At 36.5% G+C, this 18,436-nt stretch carries 11 protein-coding genes; 1 reads left to right on the top strand and 10 read right to left on the bottom strand.

Annotation, left to right across the window (positions count from 1 at the left end):
* Window positions 1–69: 69 nt before the first annotated feature.
* The 10 genes from J2S19_RS13890 to J2S19_RS13845 all read right to left on the bottom strand — a co-directional run bounded on the left by J2S19_RS13890 (window position 70) and on the right by J2S19_RS13845 (window position 17,159).
* Entirely contained in the window at window positions 70–1,191 is a 1,122-nt protein-coding gene (locus J2S19_RS13890) for an SGNH/GDSL hydrolase family protein (protein ID WP_307343037.1), read from the bottom strand.
* A gap of 282 nt (window positions 1,192–1,473) precedes the next feature.
* Window positions 1,474–2,388: a sensor domain-containing diguanylate cyclase gene (locus J2S19_RS13885; protein ID WP_307343034.1), complete on the bottom strand. Its 915-nt coding sequence runs from the start codon at window positions 2,386–2,388 to the stop codon at window positions 1,474–1,476.
* Window positions 2,389–2,731: 343 nt separating this feature from the next.
* Window positions 2,732–4,330 carry a xylulokinase gene (locus J2S19_RS13880; protein ID WP_307343031.1) on the bottom strand — a complete coding sequence of 533 codons (1,599 nt, stop codon included), beginning with the start codon at window positions 4,328–4,330 and terminating at the stop codon, window positions 2,732–2,734.
* Between the two features lie 61 nt (window positions 4,331–4,391).
* Entirely contained in the window at window positions 4,392–5,783 is a 1,392-nt protein-coding gene (gene rlmD, locus J2S19_RS13875; protein WP_307343028.1) for a 23S rRNA (uracil(1939)-C(5))-methyltransferase RlmD, read from the bottom strand.
* A gap of 142 nt (window positions 5,784–5,925) precedes the next feature.
* On the bottom strand, window positions 5,926–9,177 hold the full coding sequence (gene abnB / locus J2S19_RS13870; protein WP_307343024.1) for an arabinan endo-1,5-alpha-L-arabinosidase AbnB: 3,252 nt from the start codon (window positions 9,175–9,177) through the stop codon (window positions 5,926–5,928).
* Window positions 9,178–9,623: 446 nt separating this feature from the next.
* Entirely contained in the window at window positions 9,624–10,490 is an 867-nt protein-coding gene (locus tag J2S19_RS13865; protein WP_307343021.1) for a DNA-3-methyladenine glycosylase family protein, read from the bottom strand.
* Window positions 10,491–10,818: 328 nt separating this feature from the next.
* Window positions 10,819–11,619, bottom strand: coding sequence for a delta-lactam-biosynthetic de-N-acetylase (gene pdaA / locus J2S19_RS13860; RefSeq protein WP_370875150.1), 801 nt, complete (start codon window positions 11,617–11,619; stop codon window positions 10,819–10,821).
* A gap of 149 nt (window positions 11,620–11,768) precedes the next feature.
* A complete protein-coding gene (locus J2S19_RS13855; protein ID WP_307343018.1) occupies window positions 11,769–14,822 on the bottom strand; it encodes an efflux RND transporter permease subunit in 3,054 nt (1,017 codons plus the stop codon).
* Window positions 14,823–15,236: 414 nt separating this feature from the next.
* The gene (locus J2S19_RS13850; RefSeq protein WP_307343015.1) at window positions 15,237–16,775 is read right to left on the bottom strand and encodes a fumarate hydratase; all 1,539 of its coding nucleotides are present in this window, start codon (window positions 16,773–16,775) and stop codon (window positions 15,237–15,239) included.
* 186 nt (window positions 16,776–16,961) lie between these two features.
* Window positions 16,962–17,159: an SE1561 family protein gene (locus J2S19_RS13845; protein WP_307343012.1), complete on the bottom strand. Its 198-nt coding sequence runs from the start codon at window positions 17,157–17,159 to the stop codon at window positions 16,962–16,964.
* Between the two features lie 153 nt (window positions 17,160–17,312).
* On the opposite strand from J2S19_RS13845, the gene yfkAB reads away from it, so the two are divergent.
* Window positions 17,313–18,434 carry a radical SAM/CxCxxxxC motif protein YfkAB gene (gene yfkAB / locus J2S19_RS13840; protein WP_307343009.1) on the top strand — a complete coding sequence of 374 codons (1,122 nt, stop codon included), beginning with the start codon at window positions 17,313–17,315 and terminating at the stop codon, window positions 18,432–18,434.
* Window positions 18,435–18,436 lie beyond the last annotated feature (2 nt).

Raw genomic sequence — 18,436 nt, 5'->3', positions numbered from 1 at the left:
TTCCCTACTAAATAAAATGAACTCAAGTTAATCGAGTATTCTCTCTTTCGCCTGAGTCAGCATGATAATTTATTTGTATAAAAATTGTTTAAGATATTCTGCTAATTCTGCTGCTGCCCTTTTATGAGCTAGCTTTCCTGGATGTGCTCTTGCACCAACTGTTTCCTCCGTCATATTAGGAAGCTGGATTATTGATACATTTTGGTCGCCTGAGTTCTTCTTATATTGGTCGACTGCTCGATAAATTGCTGGCATCATCGGAGTTCCGAGCATTCCATATGCCCAAATAATTTGTGCATTCTTATTATATTGACGAAGTTTGTTTAAAAATTGCACAGCTGCTGTTTCAAATGCTAGCACATCATCTTCATGAAATGTACCATCGTTGTTTAATCGTTGTTTGTAAACTTTGCCAGTCTCTTCATCCTTCCATTCTGGTGAATAGAAAGCTCCTCCATCATTTGTGCCGAGGTTGACAACAACGATATCAGGTTGCCAAGCGTCAAAATCATTTTCTCGGAAGGCCCCAATCAACTCATTTTTCTCACCTGTTAACAAACCGCACACTTTCTCATAGTAATCTGGGATATTATAGTTTGGGTTGTTGTCCCAACTTGTTAAGATCCCCCAGCCACTTTGCGAAAGAATTCGATAGTCTGCTTGTAAAGCATTTGCTGTTAGTACCGCGTAATTATCAATTGCACTAAACCACATCGATATCCAATCTTCCTCTTGTTTGGCACCAATCGCACCTTCACCAGAAGTGATGCTATCCCCAATAAATTCAATTTTATATTTCTTTTCTTCGACAGGTAGAAATTCGCCATCAAACTTTACAGCATGTATTTGTAGTAAATGGCTTGGGTCACTATTCATAGCCTGGACATCTTTTAAAATATGTACATTCTTGATAACGTTCTCATTCATCCCTCTAAAAATACAAACCCAGTACCTTCCTTTTGTTAGCATTTGTCTTCCAACAGGTGTCGAATTTATAACAATACTAATCCAAGGCTCATATTGTTCATAATCAACTTCAACCTCAATCCAGAGTTCAGCTCCTTTTGCATTCAGTTCGATACCACTTGCTGTCCAAAACAAGGTTAAAGGTGAAAGGTCCCCGGTCGTTCGTCCGTGGATTTTTAGATAGTCGATTTCGGATAATGGTTTAATTGTGATATCCTTTTCCATGTTAATTTCCACTCCTATTATGTAATTAGACTCTATAATAATACTGAATTTCTGTTTCTCAGTCATATCCATTCTCAGTACAGCGTAACTGATGCTTTGTCTATCATCTCGATATGTAAGTTTTACCATGACCTCTTATCTATAATTTTCAATCATAACAAAAACGGTATATTAGGTAAAAGTCACTAACATACCGTAGAAATATTCTAATTTATCCCTCAAAACTGTCCACTAATAGTTACAAATTATGTAAGAGAATTCCTGATATATGGTCTCTACTTCTTATTCCTCAGCAAATTTAAAGTTGTTTTTTCCATTTTGTTTTATCTTATACATCGCTTTATCAGCTCTTTTAATTAGGCTTTGTAACTCATTATTCTGCTTGTTGAAAGTTGTCAACCCTACGCTAGCAGTTAACTCAATAGGATAGTTAAAGGTGCTCCAATCTTGTAAACATTCTAAGGCTTGATTTGCTAATGTTTCTATTAGGTTTTTTTCTGTTAAGTTTGGAACGAGGATAACAAATTCATCTCCCCCTAACCTAATAGGTAAATTGAATTCTTTAAAAGCCTTTTTTAATCTACTACCTACTTCAATTAATACTAAATCACCAATATCATGTCCATAAACATCATTCACTTGTTTAAACCCATCTAAATCAATGAGCATGATTGCACCTTCATCTGATATATATTCAAAACTATCAAATAAAAAACCTCGATTATAAAGCTGAGTAAGGTGGTCAATATTAACTTTTTTCTCCAGTTCTATTACGTAAGAAAAAAGGTTAGAAAATTTCTCGAATATTTCAATATCCTTTTCAGTAAAATTTGACTTTTTTGAATCAACCGCGCATAAGGTGCCGAACATTTCTCCATCCTGGTAAAAAATTGGGACTCCTATATATGAACCTATGTTTAATAACGAGGTTAGAGGTAGATGACTTGTGAAATGATGTGTTTGCGTGTCATTAATAATTAATGGAGTTCGGCCGCCAAAGAAGATTTGTTGACAAAAGGATTGTCTAATATCCATCGACATCGATTGCATTTCGGATAAATTAATATCTGTTTCACTGGCATTTAGTGTTTTTAAAATAGTGAAAACTTCCTCAGTTGTTTGACCCACGAATAACATCTTGCCGTCAATCGTTAAGTTAACTAATTCTAATAATTCAGTCGCTGCTTTATATGCCATAAAAGACCTCTCTTACGAAAATGTAAAAATGAATCTATCACTATATTATAGCAGTTTAACCTTACTCAACCAACTAATACAATTATTCATATCACAATTCCGAGCTCTTAATCCTATATGCAAAGGTACTGTCAACAAGTAGCCTCAACTTTTTTTTACATATAATATTAAAAATAGCATCAGCGTTCACTTCTTAATATTACCGGCCAAGAAGTTCATAGTTTTCAGTCTTATCTTAATTACCTATTAATTAATTGACTTCTCATCGACCAATTTATAACAAACAATTACATTATAAAAATACGACAGGATAAAATCAGGACCCTGTCGTATTTTTCACCTATTATTTTAAATAATCAATTGCTGCTCTTTCAATCGGTAGGCCATTTTTATAGCGTTCCATAAATTGCTCAAAGCCTTCAACGTCTTTTGGATCAGGAGACATTGTTTTACCTGCTTGGTCAGCGAAAATTTTTCCGCTTAAGAATTGCTCTAGTGTTTCGTTTTCTTCTTTGTTAATTAAATATGAAGCGAGTAGTGCGATTCCCCATGCTCCACCTTCACCAGCTGTTTCCATTACAGATACTGGTGTATTTAAGGCTGCCGCCATGATGCTTTGACCAACACCTTCTGTTTTAAATAATCCACCGTGTCCTAAAATTTCATCTAGTTTAACGTTTTCTTCTTTAAGAAGTATGTCCATACCAAGCTTCATCGCACCTAAAGCCGTAAATAGGTGTACTCTCATGAAGTTTGGAAGATTGAAATTGCTGTCAGATGATCGAACAAATAGTGGACGCCCTTCTTCAAAGTGAGTAATATGTTCACCAGATAGGTAACCGTAAGCAAGTAGGCCGCCTGCGTCAGGATCACCCTTTAATGCTAGATTATAAAGAGTGCCATATAGTTTATTCATGTCAACATCTATGCCCATAGCTTTTGAGAACTCTCCAAATAATCCTACCCATGCATTTAAGTCAGATGAACAGTTGTTTGAATGTGCCATTGCGACAAGATTACCAGTCGGTGTTGTCACAAGGTCGATTTCAGGGTACACTTTTGAAAGTTCTTTCTCAAGTACAACCATTGCGAAGACTGAAGTTCCTGCTGATACATTACCAGTACGTTTTGCAACACTGTTTGTAGCAACCATTCCTGTTCCTGCATCTCCTTCTGGAGGACATAGTGGGATTCCAGCTTTCAATTCACCAGATACATCGAGAAGTTTTGCACCTTCTTCTGTTAGAACACCTGCTTGCTCACCAGCAACTAGTACTTTTGGTAAAATGTCTTCTAATTTCCATGGTAAACGATTTGGTGCTACTAATTCATTAAATTGATTAATCATTGTTTCATTGTAGCTCTTAGTATTTAAATCGATTGGGAAGACACCTGATGCTTCGCCTACTCCTAACACTTTTTCACCTGTTAACTTCCAATGAACATAACCAGCTAACGTTGTTTGAAAGCTAATATTCGCAACGTGGTTTTCTTGATTTAAAATCGCTTGATATAAATGAGCAATACTCCATCTTTGCGGTATATGATAGTTAAATAATTCAGTCAGTGCTTTTGAAGCTTGACCGGTAATGTTATTACGCCATGTACGGAACGGAACTAAAAGCTCTCCAGATTGATCGAATGCCATGTATCCGTGCATCATTGCACTAAATCCAATTGAACCAATTGTTTGTAATGTGACTCCGTATTGTTGTTTCACGTCATTGGCCATTGCTTGATAACTAGTTTGGATTCCTTTCCAAACCTCTTCTATACTATATGTCCAGACGTTATTCACATAGCTATTTTCCCAATCATGACTGCCGGATGCAATTGGCTCATTGTTTTCACCAATTAATACAGCCTTAATTCTAGTCGATCCAAGTTCAATTCCTAGTGCCGTTTTTCCATTTACGATTGCATTTTTTACCTCGATACTCATCGTAGTCCCTCCAAAGAAATATATTTATACCCTCAATTTTATTCATAGACTATTGTTCTTATTATTTTTTTACTAGCTTTGCAACAGCTTCTACATGTGCTGTATGAGGAAACATGTCAACTGGTTGAATATATTCCACCTGATAGTCTTTTGATAAGTAGTCGATATCTTTCGCTAATGTTGAAGGGTTACAAGATACATATACGAACTTTTTAGGCTTCACTTGAATGATTGCATCTAATAGTTTTTTGTCACAGCCAGTCCGAGGAGGATCAACGACAATAACGTCTGGACGCCAACCTTCGTTCACCCATTTTGGCAACCAATGCTCGGCTGTTCCTGTAACGTATGTTGCGTTTAATATGCCGTGTTTCCTAGCATTTTCATTCGCATCTATAATCGCTGATTCAATTGTATCCATGCCACGCACTTCACTTGCTCCACTTGCTAACCACATTCCGATTGTACCGACTCCACAGTATGCATCTGCGATTTTTTCCTTACCAGTTAGACCTGCAGCTTCTTTCACTTCGTCATATAACTTAACTGTTTGAATAGGATTTAATTGAAAAAATGCTCGTGCTGATAATTCAAAACTTAAGTCTCCGAGGGTTTCTTGAATAACCTCTTCACCTCTTAGATGAATCGTTTTTTCACCGAAGATTAATGACGTTTTGTTCCCATTAATATTTTGAACGAGTGATGTGACCTCAGGTAACCGTTCTTGAATTTCCGCCATTAATAATTTTTTACGTGGGACTTCTTTTTGAGTTGTAATTAAAACAACTTGAACTTCACCTGAACTAAAGCCAGCACGTGTCACGATTGTTCGAACAATTCCTTTTCGTTTCCGTTCGTCATAGATAGGTATTTGCAAATCTTCTAGTATTTGTCTAACCCCTTCTGAAACTTTGTTTGTTAAATCATGCTGGACCATACAGTTTTGGATCGGGATGAGACGATGTGAATCTAATCCATAAAGCCCTGCAATTACCTGACCATTTTTTTGCTGACCGACTTGGAATTGGCTTTTATTACGGTAATTCCAAGGTTCATCCATTCCAATTGTTTTACGAATATCCAGCTTATGAAGTTGTAGCTTTGTGTGCCGTTCAAGCGACTGTATCACAATGTCACGCTTTTCTTTAAGCTGTTGCTCATATGCTAAATGCTGAAGCTGACATCCTCCACACTCTTCATAGATTGGACATGGGGGCTTTACACGAAAAGGAGACTGCTTCCGTATTTTTTTAACCTTACCTTCAGCAAATTTTGGTTGGATTTTTGTTGCTTCAACAAGTACCTCTTCACCAGGTAGAGCCCCTGGAACGAAGACAACTTGCCGTTTGAAATAACCAACTCCCTCACCATTTATACCTAATCGTTTAATCGATAATGGAAAAGTTTGGCCTTCTTCTATTTTAATTGAGCGTTTTTTCCCTGTTTCCTTCATAGCTATATACTCTCCGTTTCTTCACTTACATTCATCCTTTAATCATACTAATTCTCCTCCTTAAAAGCTAGTTACGCTATCTTATCTATATAATATAGATGAAAATGAGACCAACTTTTTAGTTAGCCTCATTCACTTTTTTTTATTCTACACTTGCTTTTCTTCTCACATAGATAAATATTGCTGCTCCGGCAATCAGCACGAATGCACCGATTAATAGCATATTGTAACTTCTTGTTGCTGTGTTTGGTAACTTCTTTCCAGCCTGAGATTGTCCATCTTCAACAGGGTCTGCCTTGACATCTGTTACTGGTTTATTTTCTTTTGGCTGTTCTATTGTATCCGTATTTCCTGGTGTTTCATTATCTGCAGGTGTTCCATTGTCTCTATCTGCTACTTCATAAGCACCATAGATACTGAAGTGTTCAACATCAACTGATATTGTTTTATTTTCTATGTCTACTTGTTTTGTTTCGACCTTTTCATATTGTTTCTGTTCATTAATGTACAGAACCACAACATTGTCTAGGTTAGTATCCTCATCGGCATTAATTGAGAACGTTAAAGTGATTGGTGTGTCTCCAAACTCTTCAATTACTTCATCACCACTTGTAATTGTAAAATCTAATACTTCACCAACTGGTTTTGCATCTTCAAAACTATATTCATTTGCTAAATCTTCTCCAAAACTAAATTGAATGTTCTCACCAGTTTTTAATAGAGAAACTGGAATTTTTGCAGTTGCAGCACCATTCGTTAATTGAAGATAACTATTTTCTGGCAGTGATTCAATAACTTCTTTACTTATTGTAAAGGCAGATGCTTCTACTGTTGATGTGTATAGATTAGCTTTCTTAATTAATGCATCAATGTTATCAATAGTCCCTTTTGAACCTGGATGTTCTGTACCTGGCTCTTCCGTTCCTGGCTCTTCCGTTCCTGGTTCTTCCGTTCCTGGCTCATCCGTTCCTGGCTCATCTGTTCCCGGTTCTTCTGTTCCTGGTTCCTCTACTTCTGGATATACCGGAACTTCACCTGTCTCATAGTAGGCTTTAATTTCTTCAGCTGTTAATACTTGTGCATCATATACTAGAAGGTCGTCCATTAAGCCTTTATAAGGAACATCCCAATAGTTAACACCTAAGCCGAAGACACCATTTTCTGTAGTAAATACGTCAGGGAAGCCTTTGCCTGCAAACTTCTCTTCACCGTTTACATAGATTTGAAGACTACCGTTGTCAACGGTAAATGCAACATGTGACCACTCATCAACTGGTATTTTCATTCCTGTGCCTGCATCATACCAAGCTTCACCAGACCAAAGCATCGTATCATTTGCTACGCCACCATGACCTTTTGGTAAAAGACTAAGCCATTTTGTGTTACTGCTTGCACCAAAGAACGTTGTTGTGAACTCTGTTAATTCTTCAGGATTTAACCATAATGAAACTGAGTATTTATTACTTGAGATTAATCCATCTGGTAAACGAATACCTGTCTCACCATTAAATACAGCTGCTTGTCCAAGTTTACCTTCTTCAAATGAACTAGTACCACCTGTATTATCAATCCGGTTTCCTGTAATTGTTCCATCAGCAACATTTTCTGTGCTATCACTTAAATTTCCATCAAAAGTATAGCGAGCTACTAATTTACCTTCTTTTTGTGGTAAAACTGTAATCTCGAATGTTTTCGTGTCAACGATATTACCTTTTGTAATTGTTGCAGTTAAGGTTACGGTGACACTTTCTGTACCGATTGGGCGTATTACTTTGCCTTCCTCAGAAACAATTTCACTATTCGAAGATGTCCACGTAATTTGAGTATCACGTGATCCCTTTGTTGGTAATGTTAAATTACTAATGACTTTACTCGTATCACCGAGGGACAATTCATTTTTTACAGATTCGATAATTTCCTCATCTGTTTGTGTGACAGTTTTGCTTCCCCAAACTGCTACACCTTCATCTGATAATGCCGAAAATGTCATGACATATGTTTCAGTTGTTTGATCCCATTGACGGTTGAACACACCTTTATATATTTTTCCACCAACTTCGATTGTTGCTTTGTTCTCACCATCAAACGACCATTCCCCTGTTGCATTTCCAGATATTGTGTTATCTGCATTTAATGTGATTAATACAGATTCTTTTATATCAGCTGAAATATCTTTTCCGTGATTGATAAACTTATAGTCTCCACTAATTTCTTCAGCATCGACTTTTTCTAATGATTCTCCAGCATAGCGATGTGGTGATACGACTGGCCATCCATCTTCATTCATATACATTTTATGAACACGAACTTGGTGCATCTCGCCTTTTTGTGGGAATCTAGCATGGAAGATTAAATATTGCTCATCTGTTGCTTCATCATAGTAGACAGAGTTATGTCCTGGTGAAACGTATCCTGTACCAATTCCAGTCCCTGGTTCACCGACTTCTCTTTTAAATAGGTGACTGCCCATTAACTTAACCCCGTAAGGCTCTATTGAAGCATCGTCAAAGATAGGTAATTCAGGATTTGCTTTTACATTAATCATGTCATGACCTTGTGCATCAACATATGGTCCATCCGGATTTTTTGAACGGACAACACGCATATTATAACCGCCTACTGCATCAAGACCACCGAAAGATAGATACATATAGTAATAGTCTGTTTCTTTACTATATTGAACGTATGCTCCTTCAATTCTGCTATGGTTTCCACCTAAAAGCTTTTTCCCGTAGCCTTGATCAGGTAATGGTTCACCTGTTTCAGGGTTCATTTGCATAATGAAAATCCCACCTGAATATGAGCCATACATCATCCATAGCTTCCCATCTTTATCAAAAAATACGTCTGGGTCAACAGCATTCGGATGTTCCCTCGCATCGTAAATAGTTCCATCCGGACTTTCTTGATCCCACATACCTGACTTTAAGAAAATCCCTTTGTCTTTATATGGACCTTCAATATTGTCAGAAACTGCAATCCCCATTGCAGAACGTGGGGAGTCCCCTTTACATGCGTTATAATACATATAAAATTTGCCATTAAGTTCAATGACATCAGCAGCCCATAATGTATCAGATTCTGCCCAATCAAATGATTCCTTCAATTCCTCAACAACATTTTCAAATAATGGGTTATCAGGGCTTACAATGTTTGCTACTTCATCCCACTGCATAAAATCCTTTGTTTTTGCTGCTGCTAAATGGGAGCCAAACACATAATACGTATCACCAGTCTTAATTACTGATGGATCATGTACAGATACATCTTTAAAAACAGGTGCTTCTGTTTCAGCAGTTTGCCCATTTGATTCAGCGGCGAATGCTAAATTTGGAACGATTAGTACAAGAGTCAAGAAAATAGCTAACAACCTTCGAGATAGTTTCTTTTTCATTGCTTGAATACCCCTCCTTTTTTAGGAAACGTAGTGTTTACTTAAGTATGTATTCGCATTGACAATAAAAGGGATGTCCGTACAAACAAAAAAGACGATGATTTATAATTGTATGGAATCTACTTATCTATTTATTAACATCCTATACAAAAAAAACCGCGAAATCCCTATGATATGCGACCTACTAAGCAATATCTCCGTTTCGTTCCTGCCAATCCGGTTAGGTAAAATTCACATTACTAGTATGTTTTGCAAAAAGGATGTCCAAGATGTTTAAAACTCAAAGTGATGTAAGCGCTTATCCTAACCATTAATAATCGTATTATACACGTTCGTACATGTCAATAGATTTTTCAAAAAAAATACGCCACTTGTATGTATTCATTAGTTACATATACGTACAACTATCATTAAAATGATGGACTATTCCTGCATCGGCTTTTCGTCTACTCAATACTTCTCCATAAATACAAAGTTGCATAACTCAAATACGGGCTCCAACTTTGACTATAATAGTCCATTTCTTCACTTGTAGGTTTCTTATCAAGATTAAAATGTTTTTGTATCGCCTTTTGTATACCAATGTCAGCTTTAGGAAAAAGGTTTTTTCTTCCCAATCCTGATAACAATAAATTTTGTGCTGTCCAAGGACCTATCCCTCTAATTTTTACTAACTTTTCAATAATCTCCTCATTACTTAATTGATAAAGCTTAGATAAATCCAATTGTCCTTCAGAAATTAGGCGTGACGTATCAATGATATACTCCGCCTTTCGTTGGCTAAATTGCAAATTCCTTAATTGGTCTACAGATATATTTGCCACTACTTCCGGTTCCGGATAAAACCAAACTCCATCAACAGCTTTGCCAAATTCCTTAACAAATCTTTCAGTTAACGTATGTGCAAAGGTGACATTTAATTGTTGATGGATAATACACTTCATTAGGCAACGGTAGAGGTCAAATTCTAGAACTAATGGTGTTCCGCGATGTTCTTTAAATATTTCAGCTAAGTTTGTATTTTCGAAATGCTTAACAACTGTTTTCATGGAAAAATCCCATTGAAATATTCGTCTAATTTCGGCAATTGCTTGCTCTTTTACATTTTCATCATGACCTGATAGCTCAAACTTAGGTAGTTCCGTTGTACCTACAGCTTTAACCCCAATTACATTTCGTTTTCGATTCATTAGCAGTGGGACGTTTACAATTCGCTCTTTATCGTTGACATGATTTAAAGGGTCCAGCGACAATCGACTAATTACTTGTTTAAAATGATAGGGACCGTTTACCTCAATCGTTTCTTTCCACATGTACTCCTGTCCTTTCTTCATGTAATTTTATAGTTTTTTGAAGCTTATTACTTAGTTGTCGTTATAGGCCTGTTTTGTCTCCTTTTGTATTGCTCTGTCTATCTCGGGGTAGCTAGGCTAGGAATCTGATCCTCGAAATAAAACATGCATAAGATTGATTTTTCCTAGCACATCCATGGGGAGATAAGATCCCATTTTATTATACATAATATAAATGGCTTCTTTCATTTTATGGAATGGTTTTTAATCAAAATAAAAGCCTAAGAATGTATTCTATCTAGACATTCTCAGGCTTTACGTTTGATTAAAATTTTATTTCTTAACCCTTTTAGTTACCTAATAGTTCTCGTTGTTTCAACATCTTATCCACCATTAAATCATCAAGACTTTTGAATTTGTAGCCTTGTTTTTCTAATTCAACAATCGCGTTGTCGAGCGCCTCAGCATTATCTTTTGATACAGTGTGGAGGAGAAGGATTGCACCTGGGTGTATTTGCTTCATGATGTTGTCATACGAATATCTCCACCCCTTTTGTGTATCGATTTTCCAATCAACAAATGCAAGCGACCAAAAAACACTTGTATATCCGAGCTCTTTTGCTTCAGCTAAGACACGTTCGCTAAATATACCACGTGGTGGTCTTAAATAATTCATCCCTTTTTGGCCTGTTAATTCCTCTACCTTTAAGCGAACTGACTCAAGCTCTTCTTTTAATTTCTCATCGTTTTGTGTTGTTAAATCTGGATGATACCAAGAATGATTACCAACGATATGTCCTTCATTTACCATCCGTTTTACTAAATTAGGTTCACTTTCTATATAATGACCAGTTACGAAAAAGGTGGCCGGTACTTTTCTTTTTTTCAATACATCCAGTACTTTACTCGTATAGCCGTTTTCATAGCCGTTATCGAACGTTAAATAAATTTCCTTTTTAGAAGTATCACCTAAATAAAATGATCCGTATTTACTTAGTATTTCATCAAGCTCTTTCCCGGCAGATGCTGGTTGATGATTCTTACTTTTCTTAAAGCCCCAGTGTATTGGATTATTAGAGATTGCATTAACTGGCGTTGTTGCTAATAAAACAAAACAAATTAAGCTGAAAATCATGAACCACTTTTTCATCGTATTCTCTCCTCATTTTTAATCTCTGTTCATAGTGTTGATTATGAGAAGAATTCCATACTGGAAAAAGGTACTAAAAAAGAGGATGAAACATTTGGTCTAATTTCTCAGCATGGAGAATCTATACCAATGTTCATCCTTAAATTCTCTTAACTAGCGATTTCTTCAGAGAGGTTTTCAGCATTTTTGTTCCGTTTTCGTTTACCTTTTCCGGTAAGTCCATTACCAAGCGCATGGAATATACGATAGACAGCAGGTATGAGTAACAATGTAATAAATGTAGCGAATAGCAAGCCTGAAATAATCGCAGTCGCCATGGGTGCTTGATAATTACCTGAAGTTCCAGAAGCAAGTGCTAATGGGAGCATACCGCCCACAGTCGTTAATGTTGTCATGAAGATCGGACGAATTCGATTTTTTCCAGCTTCTACTACAGCAACATTTGCTTCATAGCCTTCCTTGCGTAATTGATTAATACGGTCAATTAAAAGGATAGCATTATTTAATACAATCCCTATTAACATGATAACACCTACACCCGACATCATATTAAGCTCATGTTGTGTAATAAATAACCCTAGAATAACACCAACAATTGTCATAGGAATGATTGACATAACAATAATTGGATGTGCCAGATGATTGAATTGAACAGCCATTACTAAGTAAACAAGGAAGATAGCAATCCCCAGGATTAAAATCATATCTTGCATTAATTCCTGCTGTTCTTCAATATCACCGGCAACTTCAACATCATAACCAGTTGGCGTTTCAAAATTATCAATTACCTTTGTTACTTCTCTGTTTATTGTTCCTAAATCTGCATCTTTAATATCAGCTGATATTGTCACATAACGTTCTCCATCACTATGTGAAATTTCATTAGGGGCTTCAACACTTTTTAATTCAACAAATGCAGATAATTTTTTATCGCCATCATTTGTTGGAATTGTTTCATTTAGTAATGTTTCCTGCTTATTCATTTCTTTATCCCACTTTAATCGTAGTGGAACTTTTTTATCATTGTTCGAAACCTCACCAACAATTTCATTCATATAGCTTTGTTCGATAAACTGTCTGATTTGTACAGGTGACAAGCCCGCCTTTTCAATTTCAGCTTCCTTCAATTCAATCACTTGCTCTACTGATGTTTTTTCAACAGAATTTGAAATACCAACGATTCCTTCAACCTTTTCCAACTCAGATACAAAATTTGCAGCGAGCGATTGTAGTTGTTCATAGCTTTCACCTGTAATATTTACTTGTACTGGATAGCCGCTGCCTGCATCCATTGCACCTTGAACACCTTCAATTGGGTATTCATCTTGTAGGTCTCGCAATGAACTTAAAATATCTTCGTTGACATCTTTTTGTTCTTTTGTAATGTCATCTCCCTTTGTCATATTAATAATCGCATAGACTATTCCACCATTATCCATAATATAATTCGTTTCAACATCATCAACCTCTGATAATGTTTCATCTAATTTTTGTATAACCTCTTCTTTTTCTGAAGCGGAGATACCTGTTTCAAGATCGATTAGTACCTCTGTATACCGATTAAAGACATCTGGCATTACAGTCATTGGAATTTTTGGCACTAATAATAATGAGCTCACAAAGATGACGCCAAATAATATCAATATCGCAATGCTGTTTCGTTTCTTCTTTACAACCCAACCGACAAGTTTACTATATCCTTTAATGAAAAACCCATTTTCTTTAACATGTTTTTTCTTTCCTAACTTCAAAAACTTCTCAGATAAAGAAGGGATAACAGTAAATGAAACAATGACCGAACTAATCAATGTTGCTGCTACTACAACCGAAAGCAGGATCATAAACTCTCCCATTTCGCCACCCATTAAGCCAATTGGTAGGAAGACCACGATTGTCGTTAGCATTGACGCAATAACTGCTGTTGCTACTTCCTCTGTTCCTTTAAGTACAGCTTGCATCCCTTTTAATCCTTGTTCTTTTTTACGGTAAATTGATTCTAAAATTACGATTGACGAATCAACCATCATTCCGATCCCTAGCCCTAGCCCTATTAGTGTTAAAATATTGAAGCTATAATTTAGAAGCCACATACTAATGAACGTTAGTAAAATGGATGTCGGAATTGAAATCCCTACGATTAGAGTTGCCCGAACATTACGTAGGAATAGGAGTAAAATCACAATTGCGATAATTCCTCCGATTAAAATGTTATTTGTTACACCATCGATTGATTCTTGCACATAATCTGCTTGAGCAACCATTTCGTTTAACTCAAAGCCTTTTACTAAGCCCTCATCTTCAATTTTTTCTACTTCTTGACGGACTGCATCAGCCATATCGATTTGTGTTACATCGGGTACACGTCCAATTTGAACAAAGATGAAGTCTTTCGTTCCATTCTTCCAGACAGTTGAAGAGCTTTTTAATGGTTGTAAGCTTATATCTGCAACATCCTTTAACGAGATAAATCCTGAATCAGTTGGAATTTGAAGATTTTCTATTTCCTGCTTGGATTCAAGCTTTGTATCCCACCGTAGGGAAGGTGCATCCTTTTCATCACTAAATTCACCAAGTGTTGCCTCACTATTTGACTGTTGAATGATTGTTTGGATTTGCATGACATCTAAACCTCTTTTTGCAATTTCATCCCTCTTGAAGCTCACAATCATTTCATGTTCCTGAATACCCGCTAAAGATACATCACGAACCTCTTTTAGCTCTTCCAGTCTTGGCTCTAAAATATCTTGAGCAAATGCTGTCATCTCATTCATATCACCATTTGAGATGTCCATAAAAAACTCGTAACTCTCACTAGTACTCCCGACTTGACCTGAGATCACTTCATCTATACCAGCTATGTCTGATGTCGTCGAATGTGTAATGGAGTCTATTTCATTTGAGACTTCATTTCCTTTTCCTTCTTCAATCATCACCATTAAACTACTATGACCAACAGCAGTAGTTGATGTTACTTCTTCTACACCTTCAATACCTTGAATACTCTGTTCTAATGGTGTTGTAATTGTCCGTTCAACTTCAATTGCTGCCATATCACCAGCACGGACTTCAACATAAGCCATGTCCATCTCAAAGGATGGCATTAACTCTTTATCAACATTTAGCATTGAGTAACTTCCAACTAACAGAACGAGAACCGCCACTAACCCAACTAAGATTTTCCTTTTCAAAATAAACTTTAACAAATCGTTTCTCCTCCACATTGCTATCTTTTTATTGGTTGCCCATTTTTTGGAACACTTTACAATTATACCTTATTATTTTGAAATCAAGTACTTTTTTACAAGATTTTTACATTTATTGATGGGTATGAGCTATTTTAATAGATAGAAAATTACTTTCTCTAATTATCTCTTTATATAACAAATTCGGTTTCCAATTTTAAACAAATGTTTATTTAAGTCTTAATTGTAGATTGTAGAAAACTCAAGCAACTATGTTTACGAAAACAAGTTAAAATAAAAAAGCAACCTCACGAGAAGTTGCTTCAGTCGCTTATTGTGTATAAATGTTTGTATTGCATTCCGCTTTGTAACAAACCTAATATCACTGTTAATATAGAATCTACTACTCCTGTACTAAAGGTACTTTCATATTACTTATTTAAAAACAGGGTCTTTAAATTTCGAAAGCTTCTCAAGTGATGATTTATCTACATCAGCATGGAGGCTATTACCATGTGCATCCATCGTGACAACTGCAGTGAACCCTTCGACTTTTAAATGCCACATTGCTTCTGGGATGCCGAATTGCATAAGGTCAACCCCTTCTACTGATTTAATACAGTCTGCATAATATTGCGCAGCACCACCAATAGCATTTAAATAAACACCACCATGCTCTTGCAATGCTTGAAGTGTTTTAGGACCCATGCCACCTTTTCCAATTACGGCACGTATTCCAAATCGTTTCATAATATCGCCTTGGTATGGCTCTTCACGAATACTAGTCGTTGGTCCTGCTGCCTTTACATGGTATTGACCATCTTTATCCTTCATCATAACAGGTCCACAATGATAAATAATTTGGCCGTTCAAATCAACAGGTGAGTCATTTTCTGAAAGGTACTTATGAATGGCATCCCTTCCTGTATACATCATTCCATTTATCCGAACAACGTCTCCTACTTTAAGACTTCTAATTTGTTCTTCAGAAATAGGTGCCTCCAGAACAACTTCACGTGTTTGCTTCGTTTGTTCTTCAGCTGCTGCTACTTCATCTTGACCAAAATCAATTTCATCTCCATCTTGGTACAACCATTCATTTATCGCACCAGTTTCAGGGTTTAAATAGACACCTAGACGTCTGTATGCCCAACAATTATAGGCTACAGATACAAAGAAACTAGCTGGGATACGATTTATGACACCGATTTTACAGCCAAGTAATGTTGTTTCTCCACCGAAGCCCATTGTACCAATACCTAATTCATTTGCATGCTCTAACACATATTCTTCTAGCTTCTTTAAATCCTCGTGTTCATTCACATCATCAACACGTCTAAACAGCTGTTCCTTTGCTAATTCATAGCCGCTCGTACGGTCGCCGCCTATTCCAACACCGATAAATCCTGCACTACAGCCTTGACCTTGTGCTTGATAAACGGAGTGCATTATACATTTACGAATCCCATCTAAGTCACGGCCGGCTCTTCCTAGTCCTTCAAGTTCACACGGTAAACTGTATTGGATATTTTTATTTTCACAGCCTCCACCTTTTAAGATAAGGCGTGCATCTATATAATCTTTTTCCCATTGTTCAAATTTAATAACAGGTGTACCCTCACCAAGATTGTCACCACTATTATCTCCGGTAATTGAATCAACTGAATTCGGACGCAGCTTTCCATCTTTCGTCGCTTGGGAGATTGCTCGTTTAATTTCTTCTATCATCTTTATTTGATTGGCCCCAACTGGGACTTTGAGTTTGAATGTAGGTAAGCCTGTATCTTGGCAAATTGGTGAAATATTATCGTCAGCCATTTTGATGTTATTTGTTATTGTTGCAAGTGACATCGCCGATCGAGTCCCAGCACTTTCTTTAAGCTTGGCTGCAGCAATTGCTCTACGTACATCTTTAGGTAGATTTGTAGATGTTTCTACAATTAGTTTGTACATGCTTTCGTAAAAGTTCTCCATCTCGATTCTCCCCTTAATTGTCTTTTCATTTTTTTAAAAAAATTACGGTCTATTTCTTCAATTTTATTATACTCCTTCACCTATTTCTTGAAAAGCAATATAACAAGCGCTTTCAAGAAGACACCCCTTATATCAATACCGCAAAAATACATGTTTAATCTCAGTAAAAAAGGAGTAGACTCAAGGTCATACTCTTTTAAGGTTCCAATCTTTTTTAAATTGCTCTTGCTTAAACTCTAATTCGTCTAACATATTTAATAATCTGTCAATATCCTCTACATCTGTTGATTCAGGGTCCATTGAATCAAGTACCTCTAAGAACATATTTAAACGGTTCTTTAAATATGATAGTTGTGAATCTTTATCGTGTACAGCATTTCCCATACGTTCACTCCTCTCAAATACTATTATCCTAGCCTAACTTAGACATATAAACAATATCCTACTACAAATTACAACTGATGATTAGAATGTGTGTTCATGTTAGAATGTACATGGGGTAAATACCCATTCGTTAAAACAAAGGAGTTCCTTATTATGAATGCAACAAACACATTACGACCTATCACAACTTCATATGACCCATGGGAAGCATACTTAGATGTGCAACAATATGGGAAGATGGAGTTAACAAATATTGAATTTACGACAACTACTTTATGCAATATGAGATGCGAACACTGTGCCGTAGGTTACACATTACAGCCTAAGGATCCACAAGCACTTCCAATAGAGCTCTTATTAAAACGACTTGAAGAAGTCCCAATGCTTCGTTCAATAAGTATTACTGGCGGAGAGCCGATGCTTTCATTAAAATCAGTGGACAATTATGTTGTCCCTTTATTAAAGTATGCCCATGAAAGAGGGGTTCGTACACAAATTAATTCAAATCTAACCCTAGATTTAAAAAGGTACGAAAAAATTATTCCTTATTTAGATGTTCTTCACATTTCACATAACTGGGGAACTGTCGAAAATTTTGTTGAAGTTGGCTTTGCGATGATGGAGCGTAAACCAAGTTTTGAGCAAAGGGCAAGGTTATTTGAACGTATGATAGAGAACAGCCGCGCTCTCGTTAATGCTGGTGTCATTGTCTCCGCAGAAACAATGTTAAATAAAAGAACTTTGCCATATATCGAAAAGATACATAAACAAATTGTTGATGAAATGCAGTGTCAGCGACATGAAATACATCCGATGTACCCAAGTGACTTTGCTAGCTCATTGGAAACATTATCATTAACAGACATTCGTTCAGCAATTCACCATCTGTTAGATATCCGTGACGAAAACGTTTGGATGTTATTTGGTACATTACCCTTCTATGCATGTAGTGATAATGAGGAGGATTTAGCGCTAATAAATCGATTACGTCGAAGTCAAAATGTAACTGTAAGAAATGATCCTGATGGCAGGTCACGATTAAATGTTAATATTTTTGATGGAAGCATCATTGTAACTGATTTTGGCGATGCACCACCGCTAGGTAATATTAAGGAAAACACGTTGCAATCTGCTTATGATAACTGGACCGCTTCAAAATTAGCTAATACAATGAATTGTCATTGTCCATCTGTACAATGCTTAGGACCCAATATTTTAGTGAAAAACAGCTATTATGAAGATGTGGACTTTACTAATCGAAAAGCAAATTTATAGCT

The organism is Metabacillus malikii (assembly GCF_030813355.1).
Lineage (GTDB): Bacteria > Bacillota > Bacilli > Bacillales > Bacillaceae > Metabacillus > Metabacillus malikii.
Note: the sequence above shows the minus strand (reverse complement) of the source record. Positions and strands in the feature narration are given on the sequence as shown.